This window comes from Methylobacterium sp. 1030 (assembly GCF_040544715.1).
In the GTDB taxonomy this organism is placed as follows: domain Bacteria; phylum Pseudomonadota; class Alphaproteobacteria; order Rhizobiales; family Beijerinckiaceae; genus Methylobacterium.
In genome coordinates this window covers 158,149-182,616 of sequence record NZ_JBEPKM010000007.1, presented here as the reverse complement: position 1 = coordinate 182,616, position 24,468 = coordinate 158,149, and the positions used below count along the sequence as shown (strand labels likewise).

Annotated in this window: 22 protein-coding genes; 15 read left to right on the top strand and 7 right to left on the bottom strand. The window is 71.5% G+C overall.

Annotation, left to right across the window (positions count from 1 at the left end; genetic code table 11):
- Nucleotides 1–7: 7 nt before the first annotated feature.
- Both fdnG and ABIC30_RS12110 read right to left on the bottom strand, forming a co-directional pair.
- Entirely contained in the window at nt 8–3,088 is a 3,081-nt protein-coding gene (gene fdnG / locus ABIC30_RS12115; RefSeq protein WP_354455187.1) for a formate dehydrogenase-N subunit alpha, read from the bottom strand.
- A 153-nt stretch (nt 3,089–3,241) separates the two neighbouring features.
- Complete coding sequence (locus ABIC30_RS12110) at nt 3,242–3,583, bottom strand: hypothetical protein (RefSeq protein WP_091682271.1); 342 nt, start codon at nt 3,581–3,583, stop codon at nt 3,242–3,244.
- 223 nt (nt 3,584–3,806) lie between these two features.
- Between ABIC30_RS12110 and ABIC30_RS12105 the strand changes: the two genes are divergently transcribed.
- The 7 genes from ABIC30_RS12105 to ABIC30_RS12075 all read left to right on the top strand — a co-directional run bounded on the left by ABIC30_RS12105 (nt 3,807) and on the right by ABIC30_RS12075 (nt 9,563).
- Nucleotides 3,807–3,992 (top strand): hypothetical protein, encoded by a 186-nt coding sequence (locus ABIC30_RS12105; RefSeq protein WP_091927264.1) that lies wholly within the window; start codon nt 3,807–3,809, stop codon nt 3,990–3,992.
- A 412-nt stretch (nt 3,993–4,404) separates the two neighbouring features.
- Nucleotides 4,405–5,415, top strand: coding sequence for a sulfate ABC transporter substrate-binding protein (locus tag ABIC30_RS12100; RefSeq protein ID WP_132368683.1), 1,011 nt, complete (start codon nt 4,405–4,407; stop codon nt 5,413–5,415).
- Nucleotides 5,416–5,426: 11 nt separating this feature from the next.
- On the top strand, nt 5,427–6,281 hold the full coding sequence (cysT, locus tag ABIC30_RS12095) for a sulfate ABC transporter permease subunit CysT (RefSeq protein ID WP_103985479.1): 855 nt from the start codon (nt 5,427–5,429) through the stop codon (nt 6,279–6,281).
- Nucleotides 6,274–7,155 carry a sulfate ABC transporter permease subunit CysW gene (gene cysW / locus ABIC30_RS12090; RefSeq protein ID WP_354455184.1) on the top strand — a complete coding sequence of 294 codons (882 nt, stop codon included), beginning with the start codon at nt 6,274–6,276 and terminating at the stop codon, nt 7,153–7,155. The genes cysT and cysW overlap by 8 nt, the downstream gene beginning before the upstream one ends.
- A complete protein-coding gene (locus ABIC30_RS12085) occupies nt 7,127–8,197 on the top strand; it encodes a sulfate/molybdate ABC transporter ATP-binding protein (protein ID WP_354455182.1) in 1,071 nt (356 codons plus the stop codon). The genes cysW and ABIC30_RS12085 overlap by 29 nt, the downstream gene beginning before the upstream one ends.
- A gap of 39 nt (nt 8,198–8,236) precedes the next feature.
- Nucleotides 8,237–9,286, top strand: coding sequence for a cysteine synthase A (locus ABIC30_RS12080; RefSeq protein WP_354455180.1), 1,050 nt, complete (start codon nt 8,237–8,239; stop codon nt 9,284–9,286).
- A gap of 121 nt (nt 9,287–9,407) precedes the next feature.
- Entirely contained in the window at nt 9,408–9,563 is a 156-nt protein-coding gene (locus ABIC30_RS12075; RefSeq protein WP_007563230.1) for a hypothetical protein, read from the top strand.
- 100 nt (nt 9,564–9,663) lie between these two features.
- Here ABIC30_RS12075 and ABIC30_RS12070 read toward each other — a convergent pair whose 3' ends face one another.
- Nucleotides 9,664–11,142 carry a S1 family serine peptidase gene (locus ABIC30_RS12070; RefSeq protein WP_354455178.1) on the bottom strand — a complete coding sequence of 493 codons (1,479 nt, stop codon included), beginning with the start codon at nt 11,140–11,142 and terminating at the stop codon, nt 9,664–9,666.
- Between the two features lie 213 nt (nt 11,143–11,355).
- Here ABIC30_RS12070 and ABIC30_RS12065 point away from each other — a divergent pair, with 213 nt between their 5' ends.
- Nucleotides 11,356–11,532, top strand: coding sequence for a hypothetical protein (locus ABIC30_RS12065; protein WP_012318104.1), 177 nt, complete (start codon nt 11,356–11,358; stop codon nt 11,530–11,532).
- Nucleotides 11,533–11,565: 33 nt separating this feature from the next.
- On the opposite strand, the gene ABIC30_RS12060 is transcribed toward ABIC30_RS12065, so the two are convergent.
- Both ABIC30_RS12060 and ccrA read right to left on the bottom strand, forming a co-directional pair.
- Complete coding sequence (locus ABIC30_RS12060) at nt 11,566–11,865, bottom strand: alkylphosphonate utilization protein (RefSeq protein ID WP_042672038.1); 300 nt, start codon at nt 11,863–11,865, stop codon at nt 11,566–11,568.
- A gap of 166 nt (nt 11,866–12,031) precedes the next feature.
- Nucleotides 12,032–13,318, bottom strand: a complete 1,287-nt coding sequence (ccrA, locus tag ABIC30_RS12055) for a crotonyl-CoA carboxylase/reductase (protein WP_042672037.1) — start codon at nt 13,316–13,318, stop codon at nt 12,032–12,034.
- Between the two features lie 612 nt (nt 13,319–13,930).
- On the opposite strand from ccrA, the gene ABIC30_RS12050 reads away from it, so the two are divergent.
- From ABIC30_RS12050 to ABIC30_RS12035, 4 genes are all read left to right on the top strand, one after another.
- The gene (locus tag ABIC30_RS12050; protein WP_020092440.1) at nt 13,931–15,973 is read left to right on the top strand and encodes an ethylmalonyl-CoA mutase; all 2,043 of its coding nucleotides are present in this window, start codon (nt 13,931–13,933) and stop codon (nt 15,971–15,973) included.
- Between the two features lie 110 nt (nt 15,974–16,083).
- On the top strand, nt 16,084–17,769 hold the full coding sequence (locus tag ABIC30_RS12045; protein ID WP_132368669.1) for a methyl-accepting chemotaxis protein: 1,686 nt from the start codon (nt 16,084–16,086) through the stop codon (nt 17,767–17,769).
- Between the two features lie 40 nt (nt 17,770–17,809).
- Complete coding sequence (locus ABIC30_RS12040) at nt 17,810–18,904, top strand: MraY family glycosyltransferase (RefSeq protein ID WP_354455174.1); 1,095 nt, start codon at nt 17,810–17,812, stop codon at nt 18,902–18,904.
- A gap of 16 nt (nt 18,905–18,920) precedes the next feature.
- The gene (locus tag ABIC30_RS12035) at nt 18,921–19,841 is read left to right on the top strand and encodes an NAD-dependent epimerase/dehydratase family protein (protein ID WP_354455172.1); all 921 of its coding nucleotides are present in this window, start codon (nt 18,921–18,923) and stop codon (nt 19,839–19,841) included.
- A gap of 13 nt (nt 19,842–19,854) precedes the next feature.
- On the opposite strand, the gene ABIC30_RS12030 is transcribed toward ABIC30_RS12035, so the two are convergent.
- Entirely contained in the window at nt 19,855–20,778 is a 924-nt protein-coding gene (locus ABIC30_RS12030) for a class I fructose-bisphosphate aldolase (RefSeq protein WP_020092444.1), read from the bottom strand.
- Nucleotides 20,779–20,992: 214 nt separating this feature from the next.
- Between ABIC30_RS12030 and ABIC30_RS12025 the strand changes: the two genes are divergently transcribed.
- Complete coding sequence (locus ABIC30_RS12025; protein ID WP_042674733.1) at nt 20,993–21,517, top strand: SixA phosphatase family protein; 525 nt, start codon at nt 20,993–20,995, stop codon at nt 21,515–21,517.
- A 4-nt stretch (nt 21,518–21,521) separates the two neighbouring features.
- Here ABIC30_RS12025 and ABIC30_RS12020 read toward each other — a convergent pair whose 3' ends face one another.
- Nucleotides 21,522–22,556 carry an alpha/beta fold hydrolase gene (locus ABIC30_RS12020; protein ID WP_056523499.1) on the bottom strand — a complete coding sequence of 345 codons (1,035 nt, stop codon included), beginning with the start codon at nt 22,554–22,556 and terminating at the stop codon, nt 21,522–21,524.
- A 217-nt stretch (nt 22,557–22,773) separates the two neighbouring features.
- Between ABIC30_RS12020 and ABIC30_RS12015 the strand changes: the two genes are divergently transcribed.
- Together ABIC30_RS12015 and olsB are read left to right on the top strand one after the other, a co-directional pair.
- Entirely contained in the window at nt 22,774–23,256 is a 483-nt protein-coding gene (locus tag ABIC30_RS12015; protein WP_042673074.1) for an Hsp20 family protein, read from the top strand.
- Nucleotides 23,257–23,428: 172 nt separating this feature from the next.
- Nucleotides 23,429–24,427, top strand: coding sequence for a l-ornithine N(alpha)-acyltransferase (gene olsB / locus ABIC30_RS12010; RefSeq protein WP_205833855.1), 999 nt, complete (start codon nt 23,429–23,431; stop codon nt 24,425–24,427).
- Nucleotides 24,428–24,468 lie beyond the last annotated feature (41 nt).

Below are 24,468 nucleotides of genomic sequence, written 5' to 3'. Positions count from 1 at the left end.
CTCCCCCTTACGCGACCGCGTCCGACGGAGGCGTGGTCGGCTCGATGTTCACGAGCCAGGCCTTGAACTCCGGCGTCTCGGTGTTCGCGTCGCCGACGACGGGCGTCAGCGAGTTCGGGTGCCATCCTTTCTTGGTGTGGCCCATGAAGCCCCAGTGCTGCGGGATGCCGACGACGTGGACGGGCTTGCCGTCGCAGATCAGCGGCTTGATGCGCTTCGTCACCACGGCCTTGGCCTTCAGGGAGCCGCGCTTCGACCAGACGCGGACCCAGCCGCCCTTGGCGATGCCCTTCTCCTTGGCGAGCTCCTCCGAGATCTCCACGAAGGCCTCCGGCTGGAGGATCGCGTTGATCCGGGCGTGCTTGGTCCACCCGTGGAAGTGCTCGGTCAGGCGGTAGCTCGTCGCGGCGTAGGGGAACTCCTTCGCGTCGCCGAGATCGGCCAGATCGTCCTTGAAGATGCGGGACGCGGGCGCGCCCTTGATCTTCGGGAAGGCGAGGTTGGCCACCGGGGACTCGAAGGGCTCGTAATGCGCCGGGAACGGCCCGTCGCGCATGAGACCCCGGGTCCACAGGCGGGCGACGCCCTCCTGGTTCAGGATGAACGGCCCGACGCCCTTATCGGGGGCGACGGTGACGCCGTAATCCGGCACATCGAAGCCGATCCACTGCTTGCCGTTCCACTCGATGAGCTTCTTCTTCTCCGACCACGGACGACCCTCGGGGTCGCACGAGGCGCGGTTGTAGAGCACGCGCCGGTTGGCCGGCCACGCGAAGGCCCAGTTCGGCGCGATGCCACGGTCGCCGGGGTCGGTGTTGTCCCGGCGGGCCATCATGTTGCCCTTCTCGGTGTAGCAGCCCGAGTAGATCCAGCAGCCGCAGGCGGTCGTCCCGTCGTCCTTGAGCTGGGCGAAGCCGTCGACCTGCTTGCCCGCCGGGATGATCGTCCCGTTGAGGTCCGGCGTCGGCGCCAGCGTGTAGCCGTTGAGCTCGCGGGCGAGCTCGGTCGGCGTCGGCGCCTCGGCGATCGCGTAGTCCCACTTCAGATTGACGATCGGGTCCGGGAAGGCCCCGCCGTCCTTCTTGTAGGCCGCCTTCATGCGGAGGAAGATCTCCGACATGATCTCGATGTCCGAGCGACACTCGCCCGGCGCCTCCTGCGCCTGCCAGTGCCACTGCAGCCACCGGCTGGAGTTCGACAGCGAGCCTTCCTCCTCCACGAACAGGGTGGTCGGAAGCTCGAACACCTCGGTCTGGATCTTGGTCGGATCGACGTCGTTGTACTCGCCGTGGTTCTCCCAGAAGCGGGCCGTCTCCGTCTTGAGCGGGTCCATCACCACGATGAACTTCATCTTGGAGAAAGCTTCCGTCATCTTGGCGCGATTCGGGAACGACAGCAGGGGGTTGAAGCCCTGGATGACGTAGCCGGTCATCTTGCCTTGCTTGGCGAGCTCGAATCCGCGCAGCACGTCGTAGGTCGGCACGTCGAGCTTGGGCAAGTAATCGTACGCCCAGTCGTTCTCTTTGGTAGCCTTGTCGCCCCACATCGCCTTCTGGAACGAGACGAAGAACTTGTTGTAGTTCTGCCAGTAGCTCGTCTGTCCGGGGCGCAGCGGCTTGAACTGCCGCTTGGCGATGTAGCTCGCGTAGTCGGGCTCCTTCTCCACCGGGATGTTCAGGTATCCGGGGATGAGGTTCGACATCAGCCCGATATCGGTCAGCCCCTGGATGTTGGAGTGACCGCGCAGGGCCTGCATGCCGCCGCCGAGCACGCCGATGTTCCCGAGCAGCGTCTGCACGATGCACATCGAGCGGATGTTCTGCGAGCCCTTGGAGTGATGGGTCCAGCCGAGCGCGTAGAGCGAGGCCATCGACTTCTCGGGGGACGCCGTCGTCGCCATCAGCTCGCAGACCTTCAGGAAGGTCTCCTTGGGCGAGCCGCAGATTTTTTCCACCATCTCGGGCGTGTAGATCGCGAGATGCTTCTTGAGGAGCTGCATCACGCTGCGCGGATGCTGCATCGTCTCGTCGACCACGGCGTAGCCGTCGGGGCCGATCTCGTAGTCCCAGGTGGTCTTGTCGTAGTCGCGCTTGTCCGCGTCGTAGCCCGTGAACAGACCCTCGCTGAAGTCGTAGCCCTCGCGGACCACGTACCCGGCGTTGGTGTAGGCGGAGACGTAGCGGTGCTGCAGCTTGTCGTTGTCGAGCAGGTACTTGGCCACGCCCGACAGGAACGCGATGTCGGTCCCCTGCCGGATCGGGCAGTAGAGATCGGCCACCGACGCCGTGCGGGTGAAGCGCGGATCGACGACGATCAGCTTGGCATTGTTATGGGCTTTCGCCTCCACGACCCACTTGAAGCCGCAGGGGTGAGCCTCGGCGGCATTGCCGCCCATCACGGTGATCACGTCCGCGTGCTTGATGTCCATCCAGAGGTTGGTCATCGCACCGCGTCCGAAGGAGGGCGCCAAACTGGCGACCGACGGACCGTGTCAAACTCTAGCCTGATTATCGAAGACCAGGGCCCCCATGCTTCGGACTGTCTTGTAGGTCAGCCAGGCCGTCTCGTTGGTGGTGGCCGAGGCCCCGAGGAAGCCCATCGTGGTCCACCGGTTGACCGTGAGGTCGCCGTTCTTGGCCACGAAGTTCTTGTCCCGGTCCTCCTTCATGAGCTGCGCGATGCGGTCGAGGGCGAAATCCCAGGACACGCGCTTGAACTCGGAGGAACCCGGGGCGCGGTGGAGCGGGTACTTGGTGCGGGTCTCGGCGTGCACGAAGTCGAGCAGCGCCGAGCCCTTCGGGCAGAGCGTGCCGCGGTTGACCGGATGATCCGGGTCGCCCTCGATGTGCATGACCGAGGAGCGCGCGTTCTTCGAACGGTCCCCCAGGCTGTAGAGGATCACGCCGCACGCGACCGAGCAGTACGGGCAGGTGTTGCGGGTCTCGCGCATCTGCGCGAGCTTGAACGGCCGCACCGCGGCGGCCATGGCGGGCTCGAGTCCGCCGAATCCGAGCGCGCCCAGCGAGCCGCCAGCGAGGCCGGCGCCGGCCCCCTTGAGCAGGCCACGCCTTGAGACCTGGACCGTCATCTCCGCTCCGTAAAAGCGATCTGGTATAATTCCAAGCTGTCCCAAAAAAGCGTGCGCGAGGCAAGTGCGGTTGCGTGACACAGCAAGTCGCCGTGTCTCAGCCGAAGCAACACGTTTGTCACACCGGCATCATCCTGCATGAGAACGGTTTTTTTACTTGCTGGGATTGGCCGGATTGGCGCCTGACGGGCCGGCCGTGCGGTGCTCCAGGGGCGCCTGCGGCTCGGTGGCGGAGGTGCCGCCGGGCTGGGCCGGCGGCACGGGACGGTCGGCATTCTCCTTGATCGAGTTGCCGCCCGGGTCCGGCGCGTCCTTGGCGGCCGACTGCTCCCGCGGCACCGGGGCCTGGCTCCAGCCGTCCTGCGCGCTGCGGGACTTGTCGCCCATCGCGTCGACGCCCTTGATCTCGCCCGGTTTCGTCTGCGCGAGACAGGGCGACGCCACCGTCGCGAGACCGAGGAGCAGCGACATCATCAGGGGAATCGAGCGGGACACGGGGCGCCTCCTGGCAGCAGAGGGAATGCGGGAGAATGGCAGCGGGGGATGAACAGCGGGGAATGCCCGGGCAACGTAGCCTTCGCGGCGGCAGTTCCGGCCTGCGACACCGACCCGGCACGGGGCACCGGGATCGCGTGGCGGCAGCGCGGCCGCGGCGGTGACGGCTCCTTAACCAAACCTTGCAACCGTACGTGTCCACAGGTGCGAGGATTTCCCGGTCATGTCGAAGCCGCATCCCGAGCGCCCCTGCGAGACCGAGCGGTCCGTAGACGCACCACCGCTCACCTCCGACATCCGGCGCCATCTCGGCCAGAACCTGCGCGCGCTCTTCACCGACACGCTGGCGGCCCCGGTCGACAAGCGGCTGGAGGCCCTGATCGCCCGGCTCGACAAGCCGAAGCGCTGACCCGGACCGCGGCCGGCAGGGGAGCGGAGGATCGCCGTCTTGCGGGCAACCGCGTGCGGCGCGAACCGCCGACGGCTCTCGCCCGCTCGTGGAATGCCGCCCGATGTGCGCTAGAGCACTTAAGATCGTTCGTTCTGAGAAACCCGATTCCGCGCACGAAATCTTCTCCATCGGCGACGCCAGAGAGAAGATCCATGCGTTCTGATCGTCTACTGCCCTGAGTTATCTTGCATTTCCGGCACGATCGTCGATCCTGATCACGTTACGGCATCACGCGGGTCCACACCCGAGGCTTGACTTCGTTCGGTAAAAAGAACGATTTCGCGCCTCCCGGGGACGCCTGTCCCCTGCGTCGCAACCGCGGATGGCTGGGGGATCGAACGTGATGACGAACGCTTCAGGTCTGGGCCGGATGGCTCGGGCGATCGGGCTGACCCTTCTGGCCGGAGCCGGCCTGCTGACCTGCGCGCTGCCGGCCGCGGCCGAGACCGCGCTCCTCAACGTCTCGTACGACCCGACCCGCGAGCTCTACCGCGAGATCAACGCCGCCTTCGCGGAGGAGTGGAAGGCGAAGACCGGCGAGGCCATCACGGTGCGGGCCTCGCACGGCGGCTCGGGCGCGCAGGCGCGCACGGTGATCGACGGGGTGGACGCCGACGTAGTCACCCTCGGCATCCCGTCCGACATCGACGCGATCGCCAAGCTCACCCACAAGATCCCCGAGGATTGGCGCAGCAAGCTGCCGAACCAGGGGACGCCCTACACCTCGACGGTGGTGTTCCTCGTCCGCAAGGGCAACCCGAAGGGCGTGAAGGACTGGGACGACCTGGTCAAACCCGACGTGAAGGTGATCACCCCGAATCCGAAGACCTCGGCGGGGGGGCGCTGGAACTTCCTCGCCGCCTGGGGCTACGCCTACGGGAAGGACAAGGACGCCGCGAAGGCCGACGCCTTCGTCGGGCAGGTCTACAAGAACGTGCCGGTGCTCGACACCGGCGCCCGGGGCTCGACCGTGACCTTCGCGCAGCGCGGCCTCGGCGACGTCCTGCCGACCTGGGAGAACGAGGCCTACCTCGTGCTCCAGGAATTCGGCGCCGACAAGTTTGACATCGTCTCGCCGCCGACCTCGATCTACGCCGAGCCGCCTGTGGCCCTGGTGGCGGTCAATGCCGAGCGGAAGGGCACCACCAAGGCTGCCCAGGCCTATCTCGACTTCCTCTACAGCGACCGCGCCCAGGCGATCTTCGCCAAGCACCATTATCGGCCGATCCGGCGGGAGGCGGCCGCCCCGGCGGACCTCGCCCAGCTGCCCGAGATCAAGCTGTTCAAGATCGAGGACCTCCAGGGATCCTGGGACGAGATCCAGAAGCGGAACTTCGACGCCGGCGGCCTGTTCGACCGTCTGAGCCGGGCCGGCCGCTGAGGCATCAGATCATGGTCCAGACGCCCCGTCCCCGTCGGACATTCCGACGGCCGAGCGTGATCCCGGGCTTCGGGATCAGCTTCGGCTACACGCTGACCTGCCTCGGCCTGATCGTCCTGCTGCCGCTGGCCGGATTGGTGGTGAAGGCTTCGGGGCTCGGCCTGTCGGGCATCTGGGAGGTCGCCACCGATCCGCGGGTCGCGAGCGCCCTGCGGATCAGCTTCGGCGTCTCGGCGATCGCGGCGCTCGTCGCCTCGGTCTTCGGCTTCCTGGTGGCCTGGGTGCTGACCCGCTACCGCTTCCCGGGGCGCAAGCTGGTCGACGCCGCCGTCGACCTGCCCTTCGCGCTGCCCACCGCGGTCGCCGGCATCGCGCTCGCCTCGCTCTACGCGCCGGACGGGCTGCTCGGCGCGCCGCTCGCGCGCCTCGGGATCCAGGCAGCCTACACGCCGGTCGGCATCTTCATCGCCATGGTGTTCATCGGCCTGCCCTTCGCGGTGCGGACCGTGCAGCCGCTGATCGCCGAGATCGACAAGGAGATCGAGGAGGCCTCGGCCACCCTCGGGGCGACGCGCCTCGTCACCCTCACCCGGGTGGTGCTGCCGCCCCTGATCCCGGCGGTGCTCACCGGCTTCGCGCTCGCCTTCGCCCGGGGTGTCGGCGAGTACGGCTCGATCATCTTCATCGCCGGCAACCTGCCCTACGTGTCGGAGATCGCGCCGCTGCTCATCGTCATCAAGCTCTCCGAGTTCGACTACGGCGGCGCGGCGGCCATCGCGACGATCATGCTCGGGATCTCGTTCCTGACGCTACTCGCCATCAACCTCATCCAGGCCTGGTCACGGCGGCGGTTCGGCTATGTCTGAGATCTTCTCCCCCGCCTTCGTGCCGGCCGCCAAGCCGGCCCCGGTCGCCTCGGAAGGGGTCGGCGTCCGCGCGGTCCTGATCGGGGTCGCCGTGGCGTTCCTGGCGCTGTTCCTGGTGCTGCCGCTGTTCGCGGTCTTCCTCCAGGCCTTCTCCAAGGGGCTCGGTGCCTTCCTGGACGCGTTCCGGGAGCCCGACGCCTGGAGCGCGATCCGCCTGACGCTGACCGTGGCGGCGATCGCGGTGCCGTTCAACGTCGTGTTCGGGCTGGCCGCCTCCTGGGCGATCGCCAAGTTCGAGTTTCCCGGCAAGGCGCTGCTGATCACCCTGATCGACCTGCCGTTCTCGGTCTCTCCGGTGGTCTCCGGCCTGATCTACGTGCTGCTGTTCGGGTCCCAGGGCCTGTTCGGCTCCTGGCTCCTCAACCACGGCGTCCAGATCCTGTTCGCCCTGCCGGGGATCGTCCTGGCGACGGTGTTCGTGACCTTCCCGTTCGTCGCACGCGAGCTGATCCCGCTGATGCAGGAGCAGGGCACCGCCGAGGAGGAGGCGGCGCTGACGCTCGGCGCCTCGGGCCTGCACGCGTTCCGGACGGTGACGCTGCCCAATATCCGCTGGGGCCTGCTCTACAGCGTGCTCCTCTGCAATGCCCGGGCGATGGGCGAATTCGGAGCGGTGTCGGTGGTGTCGGGCCACATCCGCGGCCTGACCAACACCATCCCACTCCACGTGGAGATCCTCTACAATGAGTACAACTTCGTCGCCGCATTCGCCGTCGCTTCGCTCCTCGCCGTCCTTGCCCTCATCACCCTCGTCCTCAAATCCGTCCTCGAATGGCGCTTCGCGGGTGAGCTCGCGCACGGCCGGGCACACTGATCGCCCCTCCACGGCGATCCGGGTCGAGAACGTCTCGAAGACGTTCGACACGGCGGCGGTGCTGCACGACCTGTCGCTGGACGTGCGGGCGGGCGAGCTGATCGGGCTCCTCGGCCCGTCGGGCTCGGGCAAGACGACGCTGCTGCGGATCATCGCCGGGCTCGACGCGCCGGACCGGGGCCGGATCCTGTTCGGCGGCGACGACGCCACCGGCCTGCCGGTGCAAGAGCGGGCCGTGGGCTTCGTGTTCCAGCACTACGCCCTGTTCAAGCACATGAGCGTGGCCGACAACATCGCCTACGGGCTGAACGCGCGGCGCCGCGTCGACCGGCCGGCCAAGGCCGAGATCAAGCGCCGGGTCGGCGACCTGCTCGACCTGATCCGCCTCTCCGGCTTCGGCGACCGCTACCCGTCGCAGCTCTCCGGCGGCCAGCGGCAGCGGGTGGCGCTCGCCCGGGCCCTCGCGGTCGAGCCGCGGGTTCTCCTGCTGGACGAGCCCTTCGGCGCGCTCGACGCCCAGGTCCGCAAGGACCTGCGCCGCTGGCTGCGCGAGATCCACGACCGCACCGGCCAGACCACGATCTTCGTCACCCACGACCAGGACGAGGCGCTGGAGCTGTCCGACCGCGTGGCCGTGCTCGATCGCGGCCGCCTGGAGCAGGTCGGCACGCCCGACGAGGTGCAGGAGAACCCGGCCTCCGCCACCGTGATGAAGTTCCTGGGTGATTCCGTCGAGGTGGAGGCGATCGCCGAGGGCGGCCGGGTGCTGGTCCGGGGCCGGGAGACGCCGGTCGCCGCGCCCGCCAGCCTGTTCGGCCCGGTCAAGCTCTACGTCCGGCCCTGGCAGCTGCAGCTCGCCGAGCCCGAGGCGGCGCACCTGTCGGGCACCGTGCGCAGCTCGTACCGGACGCAGGGGCGCCAGCGGATCGAGGTGGCCGACGCCGAGGGGCGCGTCCTCGCCGTGGAGGATTTCGACGGCGTGCGCTACCCGGCCGGCCACCCGGTCGGCCTGCGGATCAACGGCGGGCACGTGTTCGGGTGAGGCTCGCCAGCGGCCGCGCGGCACCCTAGGCTCCCGACCATGACCGTACCGAGTCGCGAACCCGCCCCCGACGTCCTGGCCGCCATCGGCCGGACGCCGCTGATCCGCCTGCGCCGCGCCTCCGAGGAGACCGGCTGCACCATCTACGGCAAGGCGGAGTTCCTGAATCCCGGCCTGTCGGTGAAGGACCGGGCGGCACTCTCGATCGTGCGGGACGCGGAGGCGCGAGGCCTGATCCGCCCGGGCGGCACGATCGTCGAGGGCACCGCCGGCAACACCGGCATCGGCCTCGCCCTGGTGGCCTCGGTGCGCGGCTACCGGACGCTGATCGTCATCCCGGTCACCCAGTCCGAGGAGAAGAAGCAGACCCTGCGGCTCGCGGGCGCCCGGCTGGTGGAAGTGCCGGCGGTGCCCTTCGCCAACCCGAACAACTACGTCCACGTGGCCCGGCGGCTCGCGGAGAAGCTCGCCGCCACCGAGCCGGCGGGCGCCTTCTTCGCCGACCAGTTCGACAACGTCGCCAATCGGCAGGCCCATGTCGACGGCACCGGCCCGGAGATCTGGGCGCAGACCGGTGGCCGGGTCGACGGCTTCGTCTGCGCGGCCGGCACCGGCGGCACGCTGGCCGGCACCGCCGAGGCCCTGCGCGCCCGCAACCCGCAGGTGCGGATCGCGCTGTCGGATCCGGAGGGCTCGGCCCTCTACGCCCACTACACGACCGGCACCCTGAAGGCCGAGGGCTCCTCGATCACCGAGGGGATCGGCCAGGGGCGGATCACCCGGAACCTCGAGGGCTTCACCCCCGACCGCGCCTTCCGGATCCCGGACCGCGAGGCCCTCGACATCGTCTTCGGGCTGATGCGGGAGGAGGGGCTGTCACTGGGCGGCTCGTCGGGCATCAACGTCGCCGGGGCGATCCGGCTGGCCCGGGACCTCGGGCCCGGTCACACGATCGTGACGATCCTCTGCGACGGGGCGGCCCGCTACGCCTCGAAGCTGTTCAACCCGGCCTTCCTCACCGAGCGCGACCTGCCGGTTCCCGGCTGGCTCGACGCGCCCGCGGACGCTCTGCCGGACTGGCACGCCTGAGGCCGGGGTCTCATCCGGAATTTTCCTCACAAAAGCGTGGCTTGGCGTTGAACGGAACGGAATGTCGCAGCGTTTGAACGGTCACGCTCGCACCAGCGCGACCGTCCGGAGAACGCGACCGATGTCCCTCGTCACCATCCTGCTCATCATCCTGATCATCCTGGCCTTCGGCGGCGGCGGCTTCCTCGGCGGCGGCGCGTATCGCGGCCCCGGCTTCGGCCTGGGCGGCATCCTGCTCATCGTGCTGATCGTGCTCCTGGTCACCGGGCGGCTCTGAGCGGCGGCCCGTCGCCTGGGCGGACGGCTCGTCCGCCCAGGCTCGTGAACGCCGGCGGATCCCGCGCGAGCGACAGGGGATCCGCCGCGCGACCCGCATCTCAGCGGCAGGTGATCCCCACCACGGCAGGCGCGACCGCGCTGGGCCCGCCACCCGAATGCGGCGCCGCCGCGGCGATGCCCTGGGCGGCGAGGAAGGCGGAGATCGCCCGCGCCGGCACGACCGGCAGTCGCGCCGGCGGCACCACCCCGGCGACTTGGCGCGGCGCTGCGGGATAGCGGGCGACGAGACCGACGAGGGCCCCCGACCGGTCCAGCACCGGCGCGCCGCCGGAACCCGGCTGGAGCGCCGCGATCACGTCGCCGCCCCGCGCCTCACCGGGAGCGGCCTGGACCCCGTCCGCACCCGGCGCCAGGGCGATCACGCTCTCCTCGGCACCGACGGGCTCGGTCCGGAGCGCGGGCCGGAGCGGGGCGGGGGCGCCGGGCACATCGAGGAGGGCGAGGCCGGCGGGATCGGTGGCGAGCACCCGCGCCGATGCCGCGCCGATCCTGGGCTGGGCGCAGCCCTCCAGCACGGCGGCGGCGGTCAGCACGCGTCCCGGCGCCACCGCGAGACCCGCGCCCGAGGCCGGCGCGTGGGACAGGCTCGCCGGCCTCAGCGGCGCGGCCTGCGGCTGGGGCGCCGAGTGGGCGGCGACGCGGGCCGCCGGTGCCGGACCCGGGCTCGGGGGTAGCTGCGCGGCCGGCGCCGCGGCGGGATCGGGAAACGGCACGAAGGCGTTCGCCACCGCGATGACGAGCCGGTCGACCTCCGGCGCTAGGGCGCGATCGTAGCCGAGCAGGAACCCCCGCACGCCCTCCGGTCCGGACGCGTAGCGGATGTATGACAGTCCCGGCCCGGTCTCGGCGGTGACCACCACGGTGTCCGGCCGCCGCAGCTTGTAGGACACCTTGCGGCCGGGGAGCGGCGCGGTCGCCTTCTCGAACAGCGCGTCGAGGCTCTCGGCCCCCGGCGGGAAGGCGCGGGATTCCAGGGTGACGCGGCCGTCCTGGCTCTGCCAGCGGGTTCCGGAGGGCAAGGCAGTCCGTTTCGCCAGGAGTCTCTCGGGCACGCCCATCACGGCGCCGGTCCCGGGATCGACCGCGACGCGGAAGCGCGCCGCGTTCCGCGCCGCCGCGCCGGCGGCCAGCAGCGCCGCACGGCCGCGCGGATCGAGGGGGTCGGCCCGGCCGCCGGTCCGGGCGCCGTAGGCGGTGAGCGCCTCGAAGGTCCGGCGCCCGAAGGCCCCCGACACGACGGCGTTGAAGTCGCCGGTCCAGACCAGGGCGTCCTGGACGGCCTTGCGGTCGGCCTCCGGCAGGGCCTCGAAGCCCGCCCGCATCGCCTCGAAGACGGGGTCGGCCGGCGCGCCGGCCGCCGGCGCGGGTCTGGGGGCGGCCCGGGCGGGCGCCGGCCGGTCCTGGGCCCCGACAGGCCCGGTGCCGAGGGCGATCAGGATCGCGAGGGCCGTCGCGCGCCGGGCGCGGCCGCGCAGGGTATCCGGGTTCCGACACCGCGACGCGTCACCCGAATCCATGCCCGCCCCCGACCCTTTCTGCCCCGCGTCGTCCCGATCCTGGCAGAGGCTGCCGCCACAGGCCAGATCAATCCGATCCCCGCCCGATCCCGGCAGCCGTGCGTCCAGCGCCGCGATGCGCTACAGGGCGGATGTCCGGCCCTGGGCGGCGGCCGGATCCCGGATCGGTCGTCCGGCCACGCGATGCCGCCACGGTTCGACGCGGAGCCCGGCATGAGCGACACGAACAACACCTTCAAGAAGGCGCCCAAGCGCAAGGCCGCCAAGGGCAAGAGCATCAGCGTCTCGCCGGAGATGCGGCAGGCCTACGCCGACCTGATCCAGGAGCGCGCAGAGAAGCAGGAGGCCTACGGCCGCCACCTGCCGCAGGACGAGACGCGGCGGCGGTAGCGCGGTTGGGAGAAGCGCCGCCCCGCATCGGCCTCAGCGCTTGCGCACGAACTCGGTGCGCAGCACGAGGCCCTTGATGGTGTCGTGGCGGCAGTCGATCTCCTCCGGATCGTCCGTGAGCCGGATCGACCGGATGACCGTGCCCTGCTTCAGGGTCTGGTTCGCACCCTTGACCTTGAGGTCCTTGATCAGCGTGACCGAATCGCCGTCGGCCAGGACGTTGCCGGCCGCGTCGCGGACGGCATTCGCCTCGGCGGGCGCGGCCGCGGACCCGGGCGGGAGCCACTCGCCCGTCGCCTCGTCGTAGACATAAGCCTCGTCGTCGCCGCTCAAAACCGTGCCCCTTGTCCGGATCGGGGCCGGGTCCTGTGAGGATCGCGTGGGCCCGTCATCAGCGCCCCGGCACACCGAATCGGTCGCCGAGTCGGCGCGGGACGCCGCGAGCCTAGCCGATCGGGCCGGCCCCGCGCGAGAGCGGGAACCGGCCCGACGGAGCGCCTTACCGCTTCAGCGGACCGGCCTCGATCACGTCCTCGACCGTGCGCAGGCCGGCGCGCGGGGAGTTGACGAGGCAGGCCATGTTGCCCGGCGGGTGCTGGTTCTTCCACATCTTGGTGTGGGCCTGGGGGATCTTGTCCCAGGGGAAGACCTCGCTCATGCACGGGTCGATCCGCCGGTCGAGCACGAACTGGTTCGCCGACGAGGCCTGCTTGAGGTGGGCGAAGTGCGAGCCCTGGATGCGCTTCTGCCGCATCCAGACGTAGCGGGCGTCGAAGGTGATGTTGAAGCCGGTCGTGCCGGCGCAGAACACCACCATGCCGCCGCGCTTCACCACCAGCGCCGAGACCGGGAAGGTCGCCTCGCCCGGATGCTCGAACACGATGTCGACGTCCTGCTTGCCGGTGATGTCCCAGATCGCCTTGCCGAACTTCCGGGCCTCCTTGGTCCAGGCGTGGAACTCGGGGCTGTTGACCTTGGGCAGCTGGCCCCAGCAGTCGAAGTCCTTGCGGTTGATGACGCCCTTGGCGCCGAGGCTCATCACGTAGTCGCGCTTCGACTCGTCCGAGATCACCGCGATGGCGTTGGCTCCGCTCGCCGCGCAGAGCTGCACGCCGAACACGCCGAGGCCGCCGGAGGCACCCCAGATCAGCACGTTCTGGCCCGGCTTCACCGTGTGCGGGGCGTGGCCGAACAGCATGCGGTAGGCGGTGGCGAGCGTCAGCGTGTAGCAGGCGGCCTCCTCCCAGGTGAGGTGCTTCGGCCGGACCATGAGCTGGCGGGACTGCACCCGGCAGAACTGCGCGAACGAGCCGTCGCCGGTCTCGTAGCCCCAGATCCGCTGCGAGGGCGAGAACATCGGGTCGCCGCCGTTGCACTCCTCGTCGTCGCCGTCGTCGCGGTTGCAGTGAACGATGACCTCGTCGCCGACCTTCCAGCGCTTCACCTTGGAGCCGACCTTCCAGACGATGCCGGAGGCGTCGGAACCCGCGATGTGGTACTCGCCCTTGTGGACGTCGAAGGGCGAGATCGGCTCGCCGAGGCCGGCCCAGACGCCGTTGTAGTTGACGCCCGCCGCCATGACGTAGACCAGCACCTCGTCGTCGCCGATCTCCCAGACCGGCAGCACCTCGAGCTGGTGGGACTGTTCCGGGGGTCCGTGCCGCTCGCGCCGGATCGCCCAGGCATACATCTTGGCCGGCACATGACCCAGCGGCGGGATCTCACCCATCTCGTAGAGGTCCTTGACCTCCCCGCCCGTCGGACTGATCGCAGCGCTCGCCGCCATCTCGCTCTCCTCTCGTCCCGCGTGTTTCTCACGGCCGCGGTTCTCCATCGCGCTATACCGGCGATGCCGGAGGCGTCCAAGTGGGCCGAAAGTCGAAAGCCGACGGTTTCCGACATGAAAAAAGCGCGAGCACAGGGCGCGCGATCACGTATTCAAAATCGGCTTTCCGGCAGACCAAGTATTATTCGGCGCCGGCCTCGGTCGCCCCGGCCCCGAGACCTTTCCCGACTCCACCGCCGCGCTCCCGAGCTGCTCCGGGCCGTCCGGCGAGCACATGCACCTCTAAGTCATTGGTTCGACTTGCTCTCTCGCGCCTGAACAGCGGCAAGTCCCGCGAAGAACAGTTCAGGTGGACATTATACCAGCACTGATAAAGCCGATCGGGACCGTCGCGCGGCACCGTCCGGACCGCGGGTGCGGGCGGCGCGCGGGCGGCGGCGCGCCGCGGCGCCTTCAAATCCCGCTGTTCCGGCGGGCAAGTTTTTTCATGAGCCGCGGATGCCCGCGCGGGCGTCTTGCACTTCCGTCCCGGATGACGCGTGCTCAAGCCTTCGCTACGGTGACCGCAAGGCCGCGCCCCGCGCGGATACAAAGATCACACGGAGGCGAGGAATGGGCGCGAGCGTCGCCGAGACCAGGAGCGACAAGTCGAGCCGCGACAAGCCCTGGATCATCCGCACCTACGCGGGGCACTCGACCGCGGCGGAGTCCAACAAGCTCTATCGGGGCAACCTCGCCAAGGGCCAGACCGGCCTGTCGGTCGCCTTCGACCTGCCGACCCAGACCGGCTACGACCCCGACCACGAGCTCTCCCGCGGCGAGGTCGGCAAGGTCGGGGTCTCGATCGCGCATCTCGGCGACATGCGGACCCTGTTCCAGGACATTCCGCTCGCCCAGATGAACACCTCGATGACGATCAACGCCACGGCCCCGTGGCTGCTGGCGCTCTACCTCGCGGTGGCCGAGGAGCAGGGCGCGCCGATCGCCGCCCTCCAGGGCACGACCCAGAACGACATCATCAAGGAGTACCTGTCGCGCGGCACCTACGTGTTCCCGCCCGCGCCGTCCCTCCGGCTCACCAAGGACGTGATCCTGTTCACGACCAAGAACGTGCCGAAGTGGAACCCGATGAACGTCTGCTCCTACCACCTGCAGGAGGCGGGGGCGACGCCGGTCCAGGAGCTGTCCTACGCGCTCGCCATCGCCATCGCGGTGCTCGACACCGTGCGCGAGGACCCCGAGTTCGACGCCGCGAGCTTCCCCGAGGTGTTCGGCCGGATCTCGTTCTTCGTGAACGCGGGCCTGCGGTTCGTCACCGAGATCTGCAAGATGCGGGCGTTCTCGGAGCTCTGGGACGAGATCGCCCGCGAGCGCTACGGCATCGACGATCCGAAGAAGCGCATCTTCCGGTACGGCGTGCAGGTGAACTCCCTGGGGCTCACCGAGCAGCAACCGGAGAACAACGTCCACCGCATCCTGATCGAGATGCTGGCGGTGACGCTGTCCAAGCGCGCCCGCGCCCGCGCGGTGCAGCTCCCGGCCTGGAACGAGGCGCTCGGCCTGCCGCGGCCCTGGGACCAGCAATGGTCCATGCGCATGCAGCAGATCCTGGCCTTCGAGACCGACCTCCTCGAGTACGACGACATCTTCGACGGCAGCCACGTGATCGAGGCCAAGGTCGAGGAGCTGAAGGCGCAGACCCGGGCCGAGCTGGAGCGGATCGGCGGCATCGGCGGCGCGGTCGCGGCCGTCGAGACCGGGGCGCTCAAGCGCGCGCTGGTGGAATCGAACGCGCGCCGGATCTCGGCGATCGAGGCCGGCGATCAGATCGTGGTCGGCGTCAACAAGTGGCAGCAGGGGGAGCCGTCGCCGCTCACGGCCGGGGAGGGGGCGATCTTCTCCGTCTCCGAGACCGTCGAGATGGAGGCGCAGAGCCGGATCCGCGAGTGGCGCGGCCGCCGCGACGAGAACGCCGTGGGCCAAGCCCTCGACGCCCTGGAGCAGGCGGCGCGCTCCGGCGCCAACATCATGCCGCCCTCGATCGAGGCGGCCAGGGCCGGCGTTACGACCGGCGAGTGGGGCGCGCGCCTGCGCGCGGTGTTCGGCGAGTACCGGGCGCCCACCGGCGTCACCGTGGAGACGGTCTCCAGCGGCGCGGCCGAGGAGGCCAAGCTCCTGATCGCCGATCTCGGCGAGCGGCTCGGCGAGACGCCGAAGCTCGTGGTCGGCAAGCCCGGCCTCGACGGCCACTCCAACGGCGCCGAGCAGATCGCGCTCCGTGCCCGCGACGTCGGCTTCGACGTCACCTACGACGGCATCCGCCAGACGCCGGCCGAGATCGTCGCGAAGGCCAAGGAGACCGGCGCCCACGTGGTCGGCCTGTCGATCCTGTCCGGCTCCCACGTGCCGCTGGTGCGGGAGGTCCGCGCCAAGATGCGCGAGGCCGGGCTCGACCACATCCCGGTGGTGGTCGGCGGCATCATCTCGCCGGAGGACGAGCTGGTCCTCAAGAACATGGGCGTGCGCGCCGTCTACACGCCGAAGGACTACGCCATCGACCAGATCATGGTCGGGCTCGCCAAGGTCGTGGAGAAGGGTCTTGATCGACGGGACGGCCCGGCGGATCCGCCGCGCGCCGAGGCCCAGGTCTACTAGCGGACCGAGCCTGCCCGGACCGCGCGCGGTCCGGGCAGGACCAAACAACCTTAATATTTCTCAGACAAGCATAGGCCCCGGTCCCACGTGCGGGACCGGGGACGAATCCTATGCGCGCCGGTATCTCCATCGCGGCCAAGCTCGGCCTGTGTCTCGCGGCCCTGGTACTGCTGATCGCCGCCACGAGCGGCCTCTCGCTGGCCGAGCTCGGCCGCATCGAGTCCGCCGCCGCGCAGCTGCGCGACACGCGCATCCCGGCCACCGACGCCCTCGGCCGGATCGGCATCAACTTCATGCGGCAGCGGGTCAACGCCGTCCGCCTGATCACCGCCGACACGCCCGCGCTGCGCGCCGAGGTCGCCGACCAGATCGCCAAGCGCGACGCGCTGCTCGCCGCCCAGTATGCCCGGTACGAGGCCCTGCCGCTGACCCAGCCCGAGCGCGAGGCCTACGCGGCCTTCCGCCAGCACGTGGCCACCTACGCCGAGCAGCAGCGGGAGGCGGTGGCCAAGGCCGAGGCGGGCGACGTCGCCGGCGGGCAGCGGATCTACAACACGACGATGTCGGACAGCATCCGCGCCATCATGGCCGACTGGGAGAAGCTCGTCGCCCTGAACGGCGACGGGTCGCAGGCGAGCGGCACGCTGATCGCGCAGACCTACGACGCCGCCAAGCGGAACGTGCTGGCGCTCGCCGGCCTCGCCCTCCTGGTGGCCCTCGGGGCCTTCGTGCTGGTGACCCGCGGCGTCAGCGGGCCGCTCCGCAAGATCGCCGCCGTCACGCAGCGCCTCGCGGCGGGCGACGCCGAGGTGGCGATCTCCGGGCAGGAGCGCCGCGACGAGATCGGGGCGCTCGCGGGCTCCGTGGTGGTGTTCCGCGACAACCTCGTCCGCGCGCGCGCCCTGGAGGCCGAGACGGCGCTGGCCCGCGCCGATGCCGAGACGCAGCGCCGGGCCGCGACCCGGGCCATGGCCGACGCCTTCGAGCAGGCGGTGGGCGGCATCGTCGGCGGCGTGTCGGCGGCCGCGACCGAGCTGGAGGCCACCGCCCGGACCCTGACCGGCAGCGCGACCGAGGCCGCCGGGCAGTCCGGCACCGTCGCGGGCGCCGCGAGCGACGCCGCCGCCAACGTCAACACCGTCGCGGCCGCCGCCGAGGAGCTCGGCTCCTCGGTGCAGGAGATCGGCCGGCAGGTCAGCAGCTCGGCGGAGCTCGCGCGGGTCGCCGTCGCCGAGGCGACCAACACGGTGGCGCTGGTCCAGGACCTGAGCGGCGCGGCCGCGAAGGTCGGCGACGTGGTGGCGCTGATCTCCGGGATCGCCGCCCAGACCAACCTGCTGGCGCTCAACGCCACGATCGAGGCGGCGCGCGCCGGCGCCGCGGGCCGCGGCTTCGCGGTGGTGGCCTCGGAGGTCAAGGCGCTCGCCGAGCAGACCGCCCGGGCCACCGAGGAGATCACCGGCCAGATCGGCCGGATCCAGTCCTCCACCGGGCAGGCCGCGTCGGCGATCGACGGGATCGGCCGGCGCATCCGCGAGATCGACGGCGTGGCCTCCAGCATCGCGGCCGCCGTGGAGCAGCAGGGCGCGGCCACGCAGGAGATCGTCCGCAACGTCGCCGAGGCGGCCGCCGGCACCGGCGCGGTCACCGGCACCATCGCGAGCCTCGCCCAGTCCGCCGAGGAGACCGGCGCCGCCGCCGCCCAGGTGCTCGGGGCCGCGAGCGAGATGTCGCGCCAGTCCGAGCATCTCGGGGCCGAGGTCGCGCGCTTCCTCGCCACGGTGCGGGCGGCGTAGCCCCCTCACGGTCGGGTGGCGGATCGCGTAGGACGGCGCCATGCCGCCCAACTTGCCGCCCGACGCGCCGCCCGCCCTGTCCGCCCTCCCGTCCGGCCTGCCGTCCGCCCTGACCGCGATCCTGCTCCTGGCGGTGCCCCTCGCCGCCGCGCTCTCGGCGGGCCTGATCCTGCGCCTGCGCCCGCTGCTGCAGCGCTACGCCCTGGCCCGGCCGAACGCCCGCTCCAGCCACACCGTGCCGACCCCGCAGGGGGGCGGGATCGCCGTGGTGACGGCGCTGGTCACGATCTCGGGCCTGCTGATCGCGGCGCCGGAGATCGGCGGCCGGCCGGACTGGATCTGGCTCGCCGGCGGCGCCCTGGCCCTGGCGGTCCTCGGCGCCGTGGACGACGTCCGGCCGCTGCCGGCCGCCCTGCGGCTCGCCGCGCAGGCCGTCGTGGTCGGCCTGCTGGTCTGGCACCTGGACGGGCGCCTGCTGCCCGGCCTGCCGCTCTGGCTGGAGCGCGGCCTCGCGCTGCTGGCGGGCCTGTGGTTCGTCAACCTGACGAACTTCATGGACGGGCTCGACTGGATGACGGTCGCGGAGATCGTCCCGGTGGCGGGCGCGCTCCTGCTCATCGGCCTCGCCGGGCACCTGCCGCCGCTGCCGACCCTGGTGGCGGCGAGCCTGCTGGGCGCGGTGCTGGGCTTCGCGCCGTTCAACCGGCCGGTCGCGCGGCTCTTCCTCGGGGATGTCGGCTCGCTGCCGGTCGGGCTCGTCACCGCGTGGCTGCTGTGCCAGCTCGCCCTGGCGGGCGGGCTCGCCGCCGCCCTGCTGCTGCCGCTCGTCTACCTCGCCGATGCCAGCCTGACCCTCGCCGCGCGGGCGGCGCGGGGCGAGCGGGTCTGGGAGGCGCATCGCGGGCACTATTACCAGCGGGCCACCGTCAACGGGCTCACCGTGCCCGGCGTGGTCGGACGGGTGTTCGCGGCCAATCTCGCCCTGGCGGCGCTCGCCGCCGCGACCTTGTTTTGGCCGTCCTGGCCGGTCACGCTCGCCGCATCGGTCGCCGGGCTCGCCCTGGTCGCCGCCCTGCTCCGCCGCTTCGCCCGCGCCCCGGCGCCGGCCCCCGCCGAAGGTGCCGCCCAGCCGTGACAGAGGCCGCCCAGCCGTGACCGGACTCATCGCGCTTACCGGGGCGACCGGCTTCATCGGCCGCCACCTGCTCGCCGACCTCACCGCGCGCGGCTACCGGGTCCGCGTGCTGCTGCGCCGGCCCACGACCGTGCCGGAGGGCGCGGCGAGCGCGGTCGTCGGCGACCTGACCCGCCCGATCAACATGGCGGCGGCCCTCAGCGGCGTCGACGCGGTGGTGCACTCGGCCGGCCTCGCCCATGCTATGTCGGGGGCACCGGAGGACGACTACCGCACGCTCAACACCGAGGCGACGCGCCGGCTGGCGGAGGCCGCGGCGCGTGCGAAGGTGCGCCGCTTCGTGTTCCTGTCGTCGATCCGCGCGCAGGTCGGGGCGAGCGCGCCGGGCGTGGTCGGGGAGGGCGATCCGCCCCGGCCCACCGACGCCTACGGCCGCTCCAAGCTGGAGGCCGAGGCGGCGCTCGCCGAGACCGGCCTGGACTGGGTCGCGCTGCGTCCGGTCCTCGTCTACGGCGCCGGCGTGAAGGGCAACATGGCCGCGCTCCTGCGGCTGGCGCGCAGTCCCTACCCGCTGCCGCTGGGCGGCCTCGCGGCGCGGCGCTCGCTGATCTCGCTGGAGAGCCTGTCGGGTGCCGTGGACGCGGTGCTGGCGGCGCCCGCCCCCCTGAACCGCGCCCTCGTGGCGGCCGATCCGGACCCGCTCAGCCTGCCCGAGATGATCGCGGCCCTCCGACAGGGTCTCGGCCGCGGCCCGGGCCTCGTCCCGGTCCCGGCTGGGCTCCTCCGGCTGGCCTGCCGGCTGACCGGCCGGGACGCGCAGTTCGCCCGCGTCGCCGAGGGTCTCGTCGCCCGCGCCGACGGGCTCGCGTCCCTCGGATGGCGACCGGCCGGGCCGACCCGCGACGGGCTCGCCCGGCTGGCCCGCGACGGCGGCTGAACGCAGGGCTGCCTCAGCGGCCCGCGTAGATGTCGGTGATCTTGCCGAGCAGCGACAGGGCGTCCGCCTTCGAGCGCTGGAACGCGTTGCGGCCCACGATCGAGCCGAAGCCGCCGCCCGCCTGGATGGCGCGGATCTCGTCGAGGAAGCTGGCCTCCTCGGCTTGGGCGCCGCCGGAGAAGATCACGATCCGCCGGCCGTTGAAGGCGCACTGCACCACGTGGCGGACGCGCTCGGCCGCCGTGCCGATCGGGATGCCGGTCGATTCGTAGACCTTCTTCGCCGCCGGCTGCTCGATATGGGCCGAGGGCAGCTTCACCTTGATGATGTGGGCGCCGAGCTGCGCGGCGATCTGGGCCGCGTAGCCGATCACGTCGATGGCGGTCTCGCCCTCCTTCGACAGGGCCGAGCCGCGGGCGTAGGACCAGATCACCACGGCGAGGCCGACGCTCTTGGCCTCCTCGGCGATCGCGCGGATCTGCCCGTACATGGCGTTGCGGTGGGCGGAGCCCGGGTAGATCGTGAAGCCGATGGCGCAGGCGCCGAGCCGCAGGGCGTCGGCCACCGAGCCGGTGATCGCCTGCTCGGGATCCTCCTCGTCGGCCAGGAGGTCGTGATCGTTGAGCTTCAGGATGAGCGGGATGCGCCCGGCATAGTCGCGCGCGCCCGCCTCCAGGAAGCCGAGCGGCGCCGCGTAGGCGTTGCACCCCGCCGCCAGGGCCAGCTCGAAATGGTAGTGCGGGTCGTAGGCCGGCGGGTTCGGGCCGAAGCTGCGGGCGGGCCCGTGCTCGAAGCCCTGGTCGACGGGCAGGATCAGCATCTTGCCGGTGCCGCCGAGCTTGCCGTGCTCCAGCATCCGGGCGAGGTTGGTGAGGGTCCCGGGGCTGTCGGCCCCGTACCACGACAGGATCTCGGTGACGCGGGCGGATCGGTCCATCGGGCAGCCTCCTGGCCAGAGACCGTCGCGCCGCGGATCGGGCCGCGGGCCGTGCTGCGGACGGCTCCCGGTCGGAACGGTGCGGGCAAAGCCGAGGTTCCCGCACGCGGCGCTTTCGGCTAACCGGGCGGGAGCGGGCGCCGCCCGGTCCGGCCGCGCGCGCCCGGACCGGCAGCCCCGAGACCGGCCCACGAGACGCGTCAGAGGTTCGCTCATGCGCAGGCTGATCCTGCTGCGGCACGCCAAGTCCGACCGTCCGCCGGGCGTGGCGGACCACGAGCGCCCGCTCAACGCGCGCGGGAAACGGGCCGCCCCGGCGGTGGGCGCCCACCTCGCGCGGGAGGGCCTGTGCCCGGACCTCGCCCTGGTCTCCACCGCCGCGCGGACCCGCGAGACCTGGGCCGCGATGGAGGCGGCCCTCGGCAGCCCCGAGACGCGCTGGCATTCCGAGATCTACGAGGCGCCGGCGGACCGGATCCTCGGGGTGATCCGGCAGGCGCCCGACGCGGCCGCCACGCTGATCGTCGTCGGCCACAATCCGGGCCTCGGCGACCTCGCCGCAATCCTCGCGGGCTCGGGACCGCGGGCGGCCCGGGACCGGCTGGCCCTGGAATTCCCGACCGCGGCCTTCGTGGTGATCGACTTCGACGGCGACCGCTGGGCGGAGATCGCGCCGGACCGCGGGCACCTCGACCGGTACGGGCGCCCGCGGGACATCGACCCGGATCTCGGCGGCTGACGCCTCAGGCGACCGGCACCGCGACGGCGTGCGCCTCGACCTCCGCGTGGGTCGGCAGGGGCGAGCCCGGCACGAAGGCTTCGAAGGCCGCCCAGAAATCCTGCCGGATCGCGTCGCGCTCGGTCAGGATCTCGTGCCGGGAATCCGGCAGGACCAGGATATGGCCGGCCTTCAGCCGGGCGGCGAAGCGCTCGGTTTCCGCCGTGCCGCAGACCGGGTCGGCGCCCGCCGCGACGATCAGGGTCGGCAGCCCGATCCGCGGCGCCGCCCGCGGGTCGCGCAGCCGCGCCATCGCGCGGAACGCCTCGGCGAGCCACGCGATCGTCGGGTCGCCGACCGCGCCGGCGCCGACCTGCCGCGCCGCCGCGGCGTTGCGGGCGTAGCGGATGGGATCGCGCGACAGGCGGTTGCCGGCGTACGGGTTGGTGGCGATCGAGACCGGCTTGCCGAACGGGATGTAGCGGCTCCCGAGGCCGAGCCGCTGCAGGCCCCGCGACAGGATCGCGGCGCCGGCCGGCCAGCGGACCATCCGGATCGAAAGCATCGGCGCCAGGGTCACCAGCCGCCGGAACGGCAGCGCGCCGTCGAGGGCCGCGAGGAGCGCGACGCATCCGCCCATGGAATGCGCGAGGCCGACATGGGGCTCGGGCATCAGCGGCACCAAGATCGTCTCGGCCACCGCCCGCAGGTCGAGCCGGTAATCGTCGAACCGGGCGACGTGGCCCTTGTGGGGGTCGTCGACCCGGCGGTCCGATTCGCCCTGGCCGCGCCAGTCGAACGCCACGACGGCGAAGCCCCGGGCGCGCAGCTCGTGGATCGTCTCGTAGTATTTCTCGATGAACTCGGCCCGGCCCTGGAGCAGGCAGACGGTGCCCCGGCAGGTGCGCGCCGTGGTCTGCCAGTAGGCCGCCCGCAGGGTGCAGTCGTCGCGCGTGCCGACGGCGATCAGCGTGCCGCCCGGCGGGACCGGGTTGTCGGGCGTGCTGCGCAGCGTCAGGAGCGGCGGCTCGCGCCCGGTGTCACCGTCGAAGCGTCTCACTGGCCTCACCTCAGCGCCTCCGCGCATCGTCCGATACACGCCCGGATGCACTCTGCGACCGTAGCGAAAAAATCTCGTTTCCGACCCTCGCCGGGGGTCTTGAAGCGCGATTTTCCCCCTCCGATATCTCGTCTGTGCCGGCCGTCAGGCGGCACGAGAGACGGGTCCGGCCCATCGGGCGGACCGGAATTGCATGTTGCTCAGACGAGGATATGTCATGCGTCAGTTCGATCTCGCTCCCCTGTACCGCTCCACCGTCGGCTTCGACCGCCTGTTCTCCGCCCTCGACCAGTTCGCGAGCGCCGAGGCGGCCCCGACCTACCCGCCCTACAACATCGAGCGGACCGGCGAGAACGCCTACCGCATCACCGTCGCGGTCGCCGGCTTCACCGAGTCCGACCTGTCGATCGAGGTGCGGGAGAACGCGCTCACGCTGAAGGGCGAGCGCAAGGCCGAGGGCAGGGCGGAGTTCCTGCACCAGGGCATCGCGGCCCGCGCCTTCGAGCGGCGGTTCCAGCTCGCCGACCACGTCCAGGTGACGGGTGCGGCGCTGGAGAACGGCCTCCTCCACATCGACCTCGTCCGCGAGGTTCCGGAGGCGAAGAAGCCCCGTCGCATCGAGATCGCCTCGGCGGCGCGCCCCAGCGCCCCGGTGATCGAGGGCGACGTCCGCAAGGACGCGGTCCAGCAGGCCGCCTGACCCCGCCCCGCGCGGGAACCGTCAGGTCCATATCAGGTACCGATCAGGTTCTTGGAGCGCCCCGGCCCCGGCCGGGGCGCTTTCTCGTGGCGGCTGTCATAATGGCGTGTGGCCGTCGTGCTCTCTGTCGGATTCGACGGTGCACGGATGCGCACCCGGAGTGAACCCGACGATGGTCGCCAATCTCGCCCGCGGAGCCTACAGCGCGCTCGGAGCCGGCTGGCACAGGGGCGTGCAGTGGGGCGTCGGCGCGCCGATCGCCAAGCTGCGCCGCCGGTCGGTCCCGCTGCCGGGCGTCGCGGGCGTGGGCGGAATCGACGACGTGCTCTCGGCCGAGCGGGCGATCCGCCTGCCCGAGCCGTTCGAGGGCCGCAGCCTCGGCCGCATCGGCAGCCTCGAGGTCCGGCTGGCGACGCGGAAATCGGAGATCCGGCGGGCCCAGCGGCTGCGCTACAAGGTCTTCTACGGGGAGATGTCGGCGGTGCCCTCCGGGCTCGCCGCCCTGTCCCGGCGCGACGTCGACGGCTACGACGCGGTCTGCGACCACCTCCTCGTCCTCGACCACGCGGCGCCGCGGCGGAAGAAGCCCTTCGTCGAGCCGCGCCCGAAGGTCGTCGGCACCTACCGGCTGCTGCGCGGCGAGGTGGCCGAGCGGCATACCGGCTTCTACTCGGAGAGCGAGTACGACCTCGCACCGCTTCTCGCCGCGCAGGGGCATCGGCGGCTCCTCGAGCTCGGCCGCTCCTGCGTGCTCAAGCCCTACCGGAGCAAGCGGACCGTCGAGCTGCTGTGGCAGGGGATCTACGCCTACGTCCTGCACCACCGGATCGACGCGCTGATCGGCTGCGCGAGCCTGGAGGGCACCGACCCGGACCGGCTGGCCCTGCCGCTCGCCTTCCTGCACCACCATGCCCGCGCGCCGGAGGGCTGGCGGGCCCGGGCGCTGCCGGAGCGGGCGGTGGCGATGGACCGGATGCCGCGCGAGGCGGTGGACGCCAAGGCGGCCCTGCAGGCGCTGCCGCCCCTGATCAAGGGCTACCTGCGCCTCGGCGCCACCTTCGGCGACGGCGCGGTGATCGACCGCCAGTTCGGAACGACGGACGTGTTCGTCGCGCTGCCGGTCGAGGTGATCGGGGCGCGCTACCGGGGCCATTTCGCGCCGGCCGGGTGAGAGCGCGGGGCATCCGAGGCGGGAGCCCGCACCGTCCTCGC

Coding starts and splice junctions, on each gene's coding strand:
- ABIC30_RS12070 (WP_354455178.1), bottom strand. CDS start 11,142: ATGGATTCGGGTGACGCGTCGCGGTGTCGGAACCCGGATACCCTGCGC.
- ccrA (WP_042672037.1), bottom strand. CDS start 13,318: ATGGCGGCGAGCGCTGCGATCAGTCCGACGGGCGGGGAGGTCAAGGAC.
- olsB (WP_205833855.1), top strand. CDS start 23,429: ATGGTCGCCAATCTCGCCCGCGGAGCCTACAGCGCGCTCGGAGCCGGC.
- ABIC30_RS12050 (WP_020092440.1), top strand. CDS start 13,931: ATGGGCGCGAGCGTCGCCGAGACCAGGAGCGACAAGTCGAGCCGCGAC.
- ABIC30_RS12045 (WP_132368669.1), top strand. CDS start 16,084: ATGCGCGCCGGTATCTCCATCGCGGCCAAGCTCGGCCTGTGTCTCGCG.
- cysT (WP_103985479.1), top strand. CDS start 5,427: ATGGTCCAGACGCCCCGTCCCCGTCGGACATTCCGACGGCCGAGCGTG.
- ABIC30_RS12105 (WP_091927264.1), top strand. CDS start 3,807: ATGTCGAAGCCGCATCCCGAGCGCCCCTGCGAGACCGAGCGGTCCGTA.
- ABIC30_RS12025 (WP_042674733.1), top strand. CDS start 20,993: ATGCGCAGGCTGATCCTGCTGCGGCACGCCAAGTCCGACCGTCCGCCG.
- ABIC30_RS12100 (WP_132368683.1), top strand. CDS start 4,405: ATGGCTCGGGCGATCGGGCTGACCCTTCTGGCCGGAGCCGGCCTGCTG.
- ABIC30_RS12080 (WP_354455180.1), top strand. CDS start 8,237: ATGACCGTACCGAGTCGCGAACCCGCCCCCGACGTCCTGGCCGCCATC.
- ABIC30_RS12065 (WP_012318104.1), top strand. CDS start 11,356: ATGAGCGACACGAACAACACCTTCAAGAAGGCGCCCAAGCGCAAGGCC.
- ABIC30_RS12040 (WP_354455174.1), top strand. CDS start 17,810: ATGCCGCCCAACTTGCCGCCCGACGCGCCGCCCGCCCTGTCCGCCCTC.
- ABIC30_RS12075 (WP_007563230.1), top strand. CDS start 9,408: ATGTCCCTCGTCACCATCCTGCTCATCATCCTGATCATCCTGGCCTTC.
- ABIC30_RS12015 (WP_042673074.1), top strand. CDS start 22,774: ATGCGTCAGTTCGATCTCGCTCCCCTGTACCGCTCCACCGTCGGCTTC.
- cysW (WP_354455184.1), top strand. CDS start 6,274: ATGTCTGAGATCTTCTCCCCCGCCTTCGTGCCGGCCGCCAAGCCGGCC.
- ABIC30_RS12030 (WP_020092444.1), bottom strand. CDS start 20,778: ATGGACCGATCCGCCCGCGTCACCGAGATCCTGTCGTGGTACGGGGCC.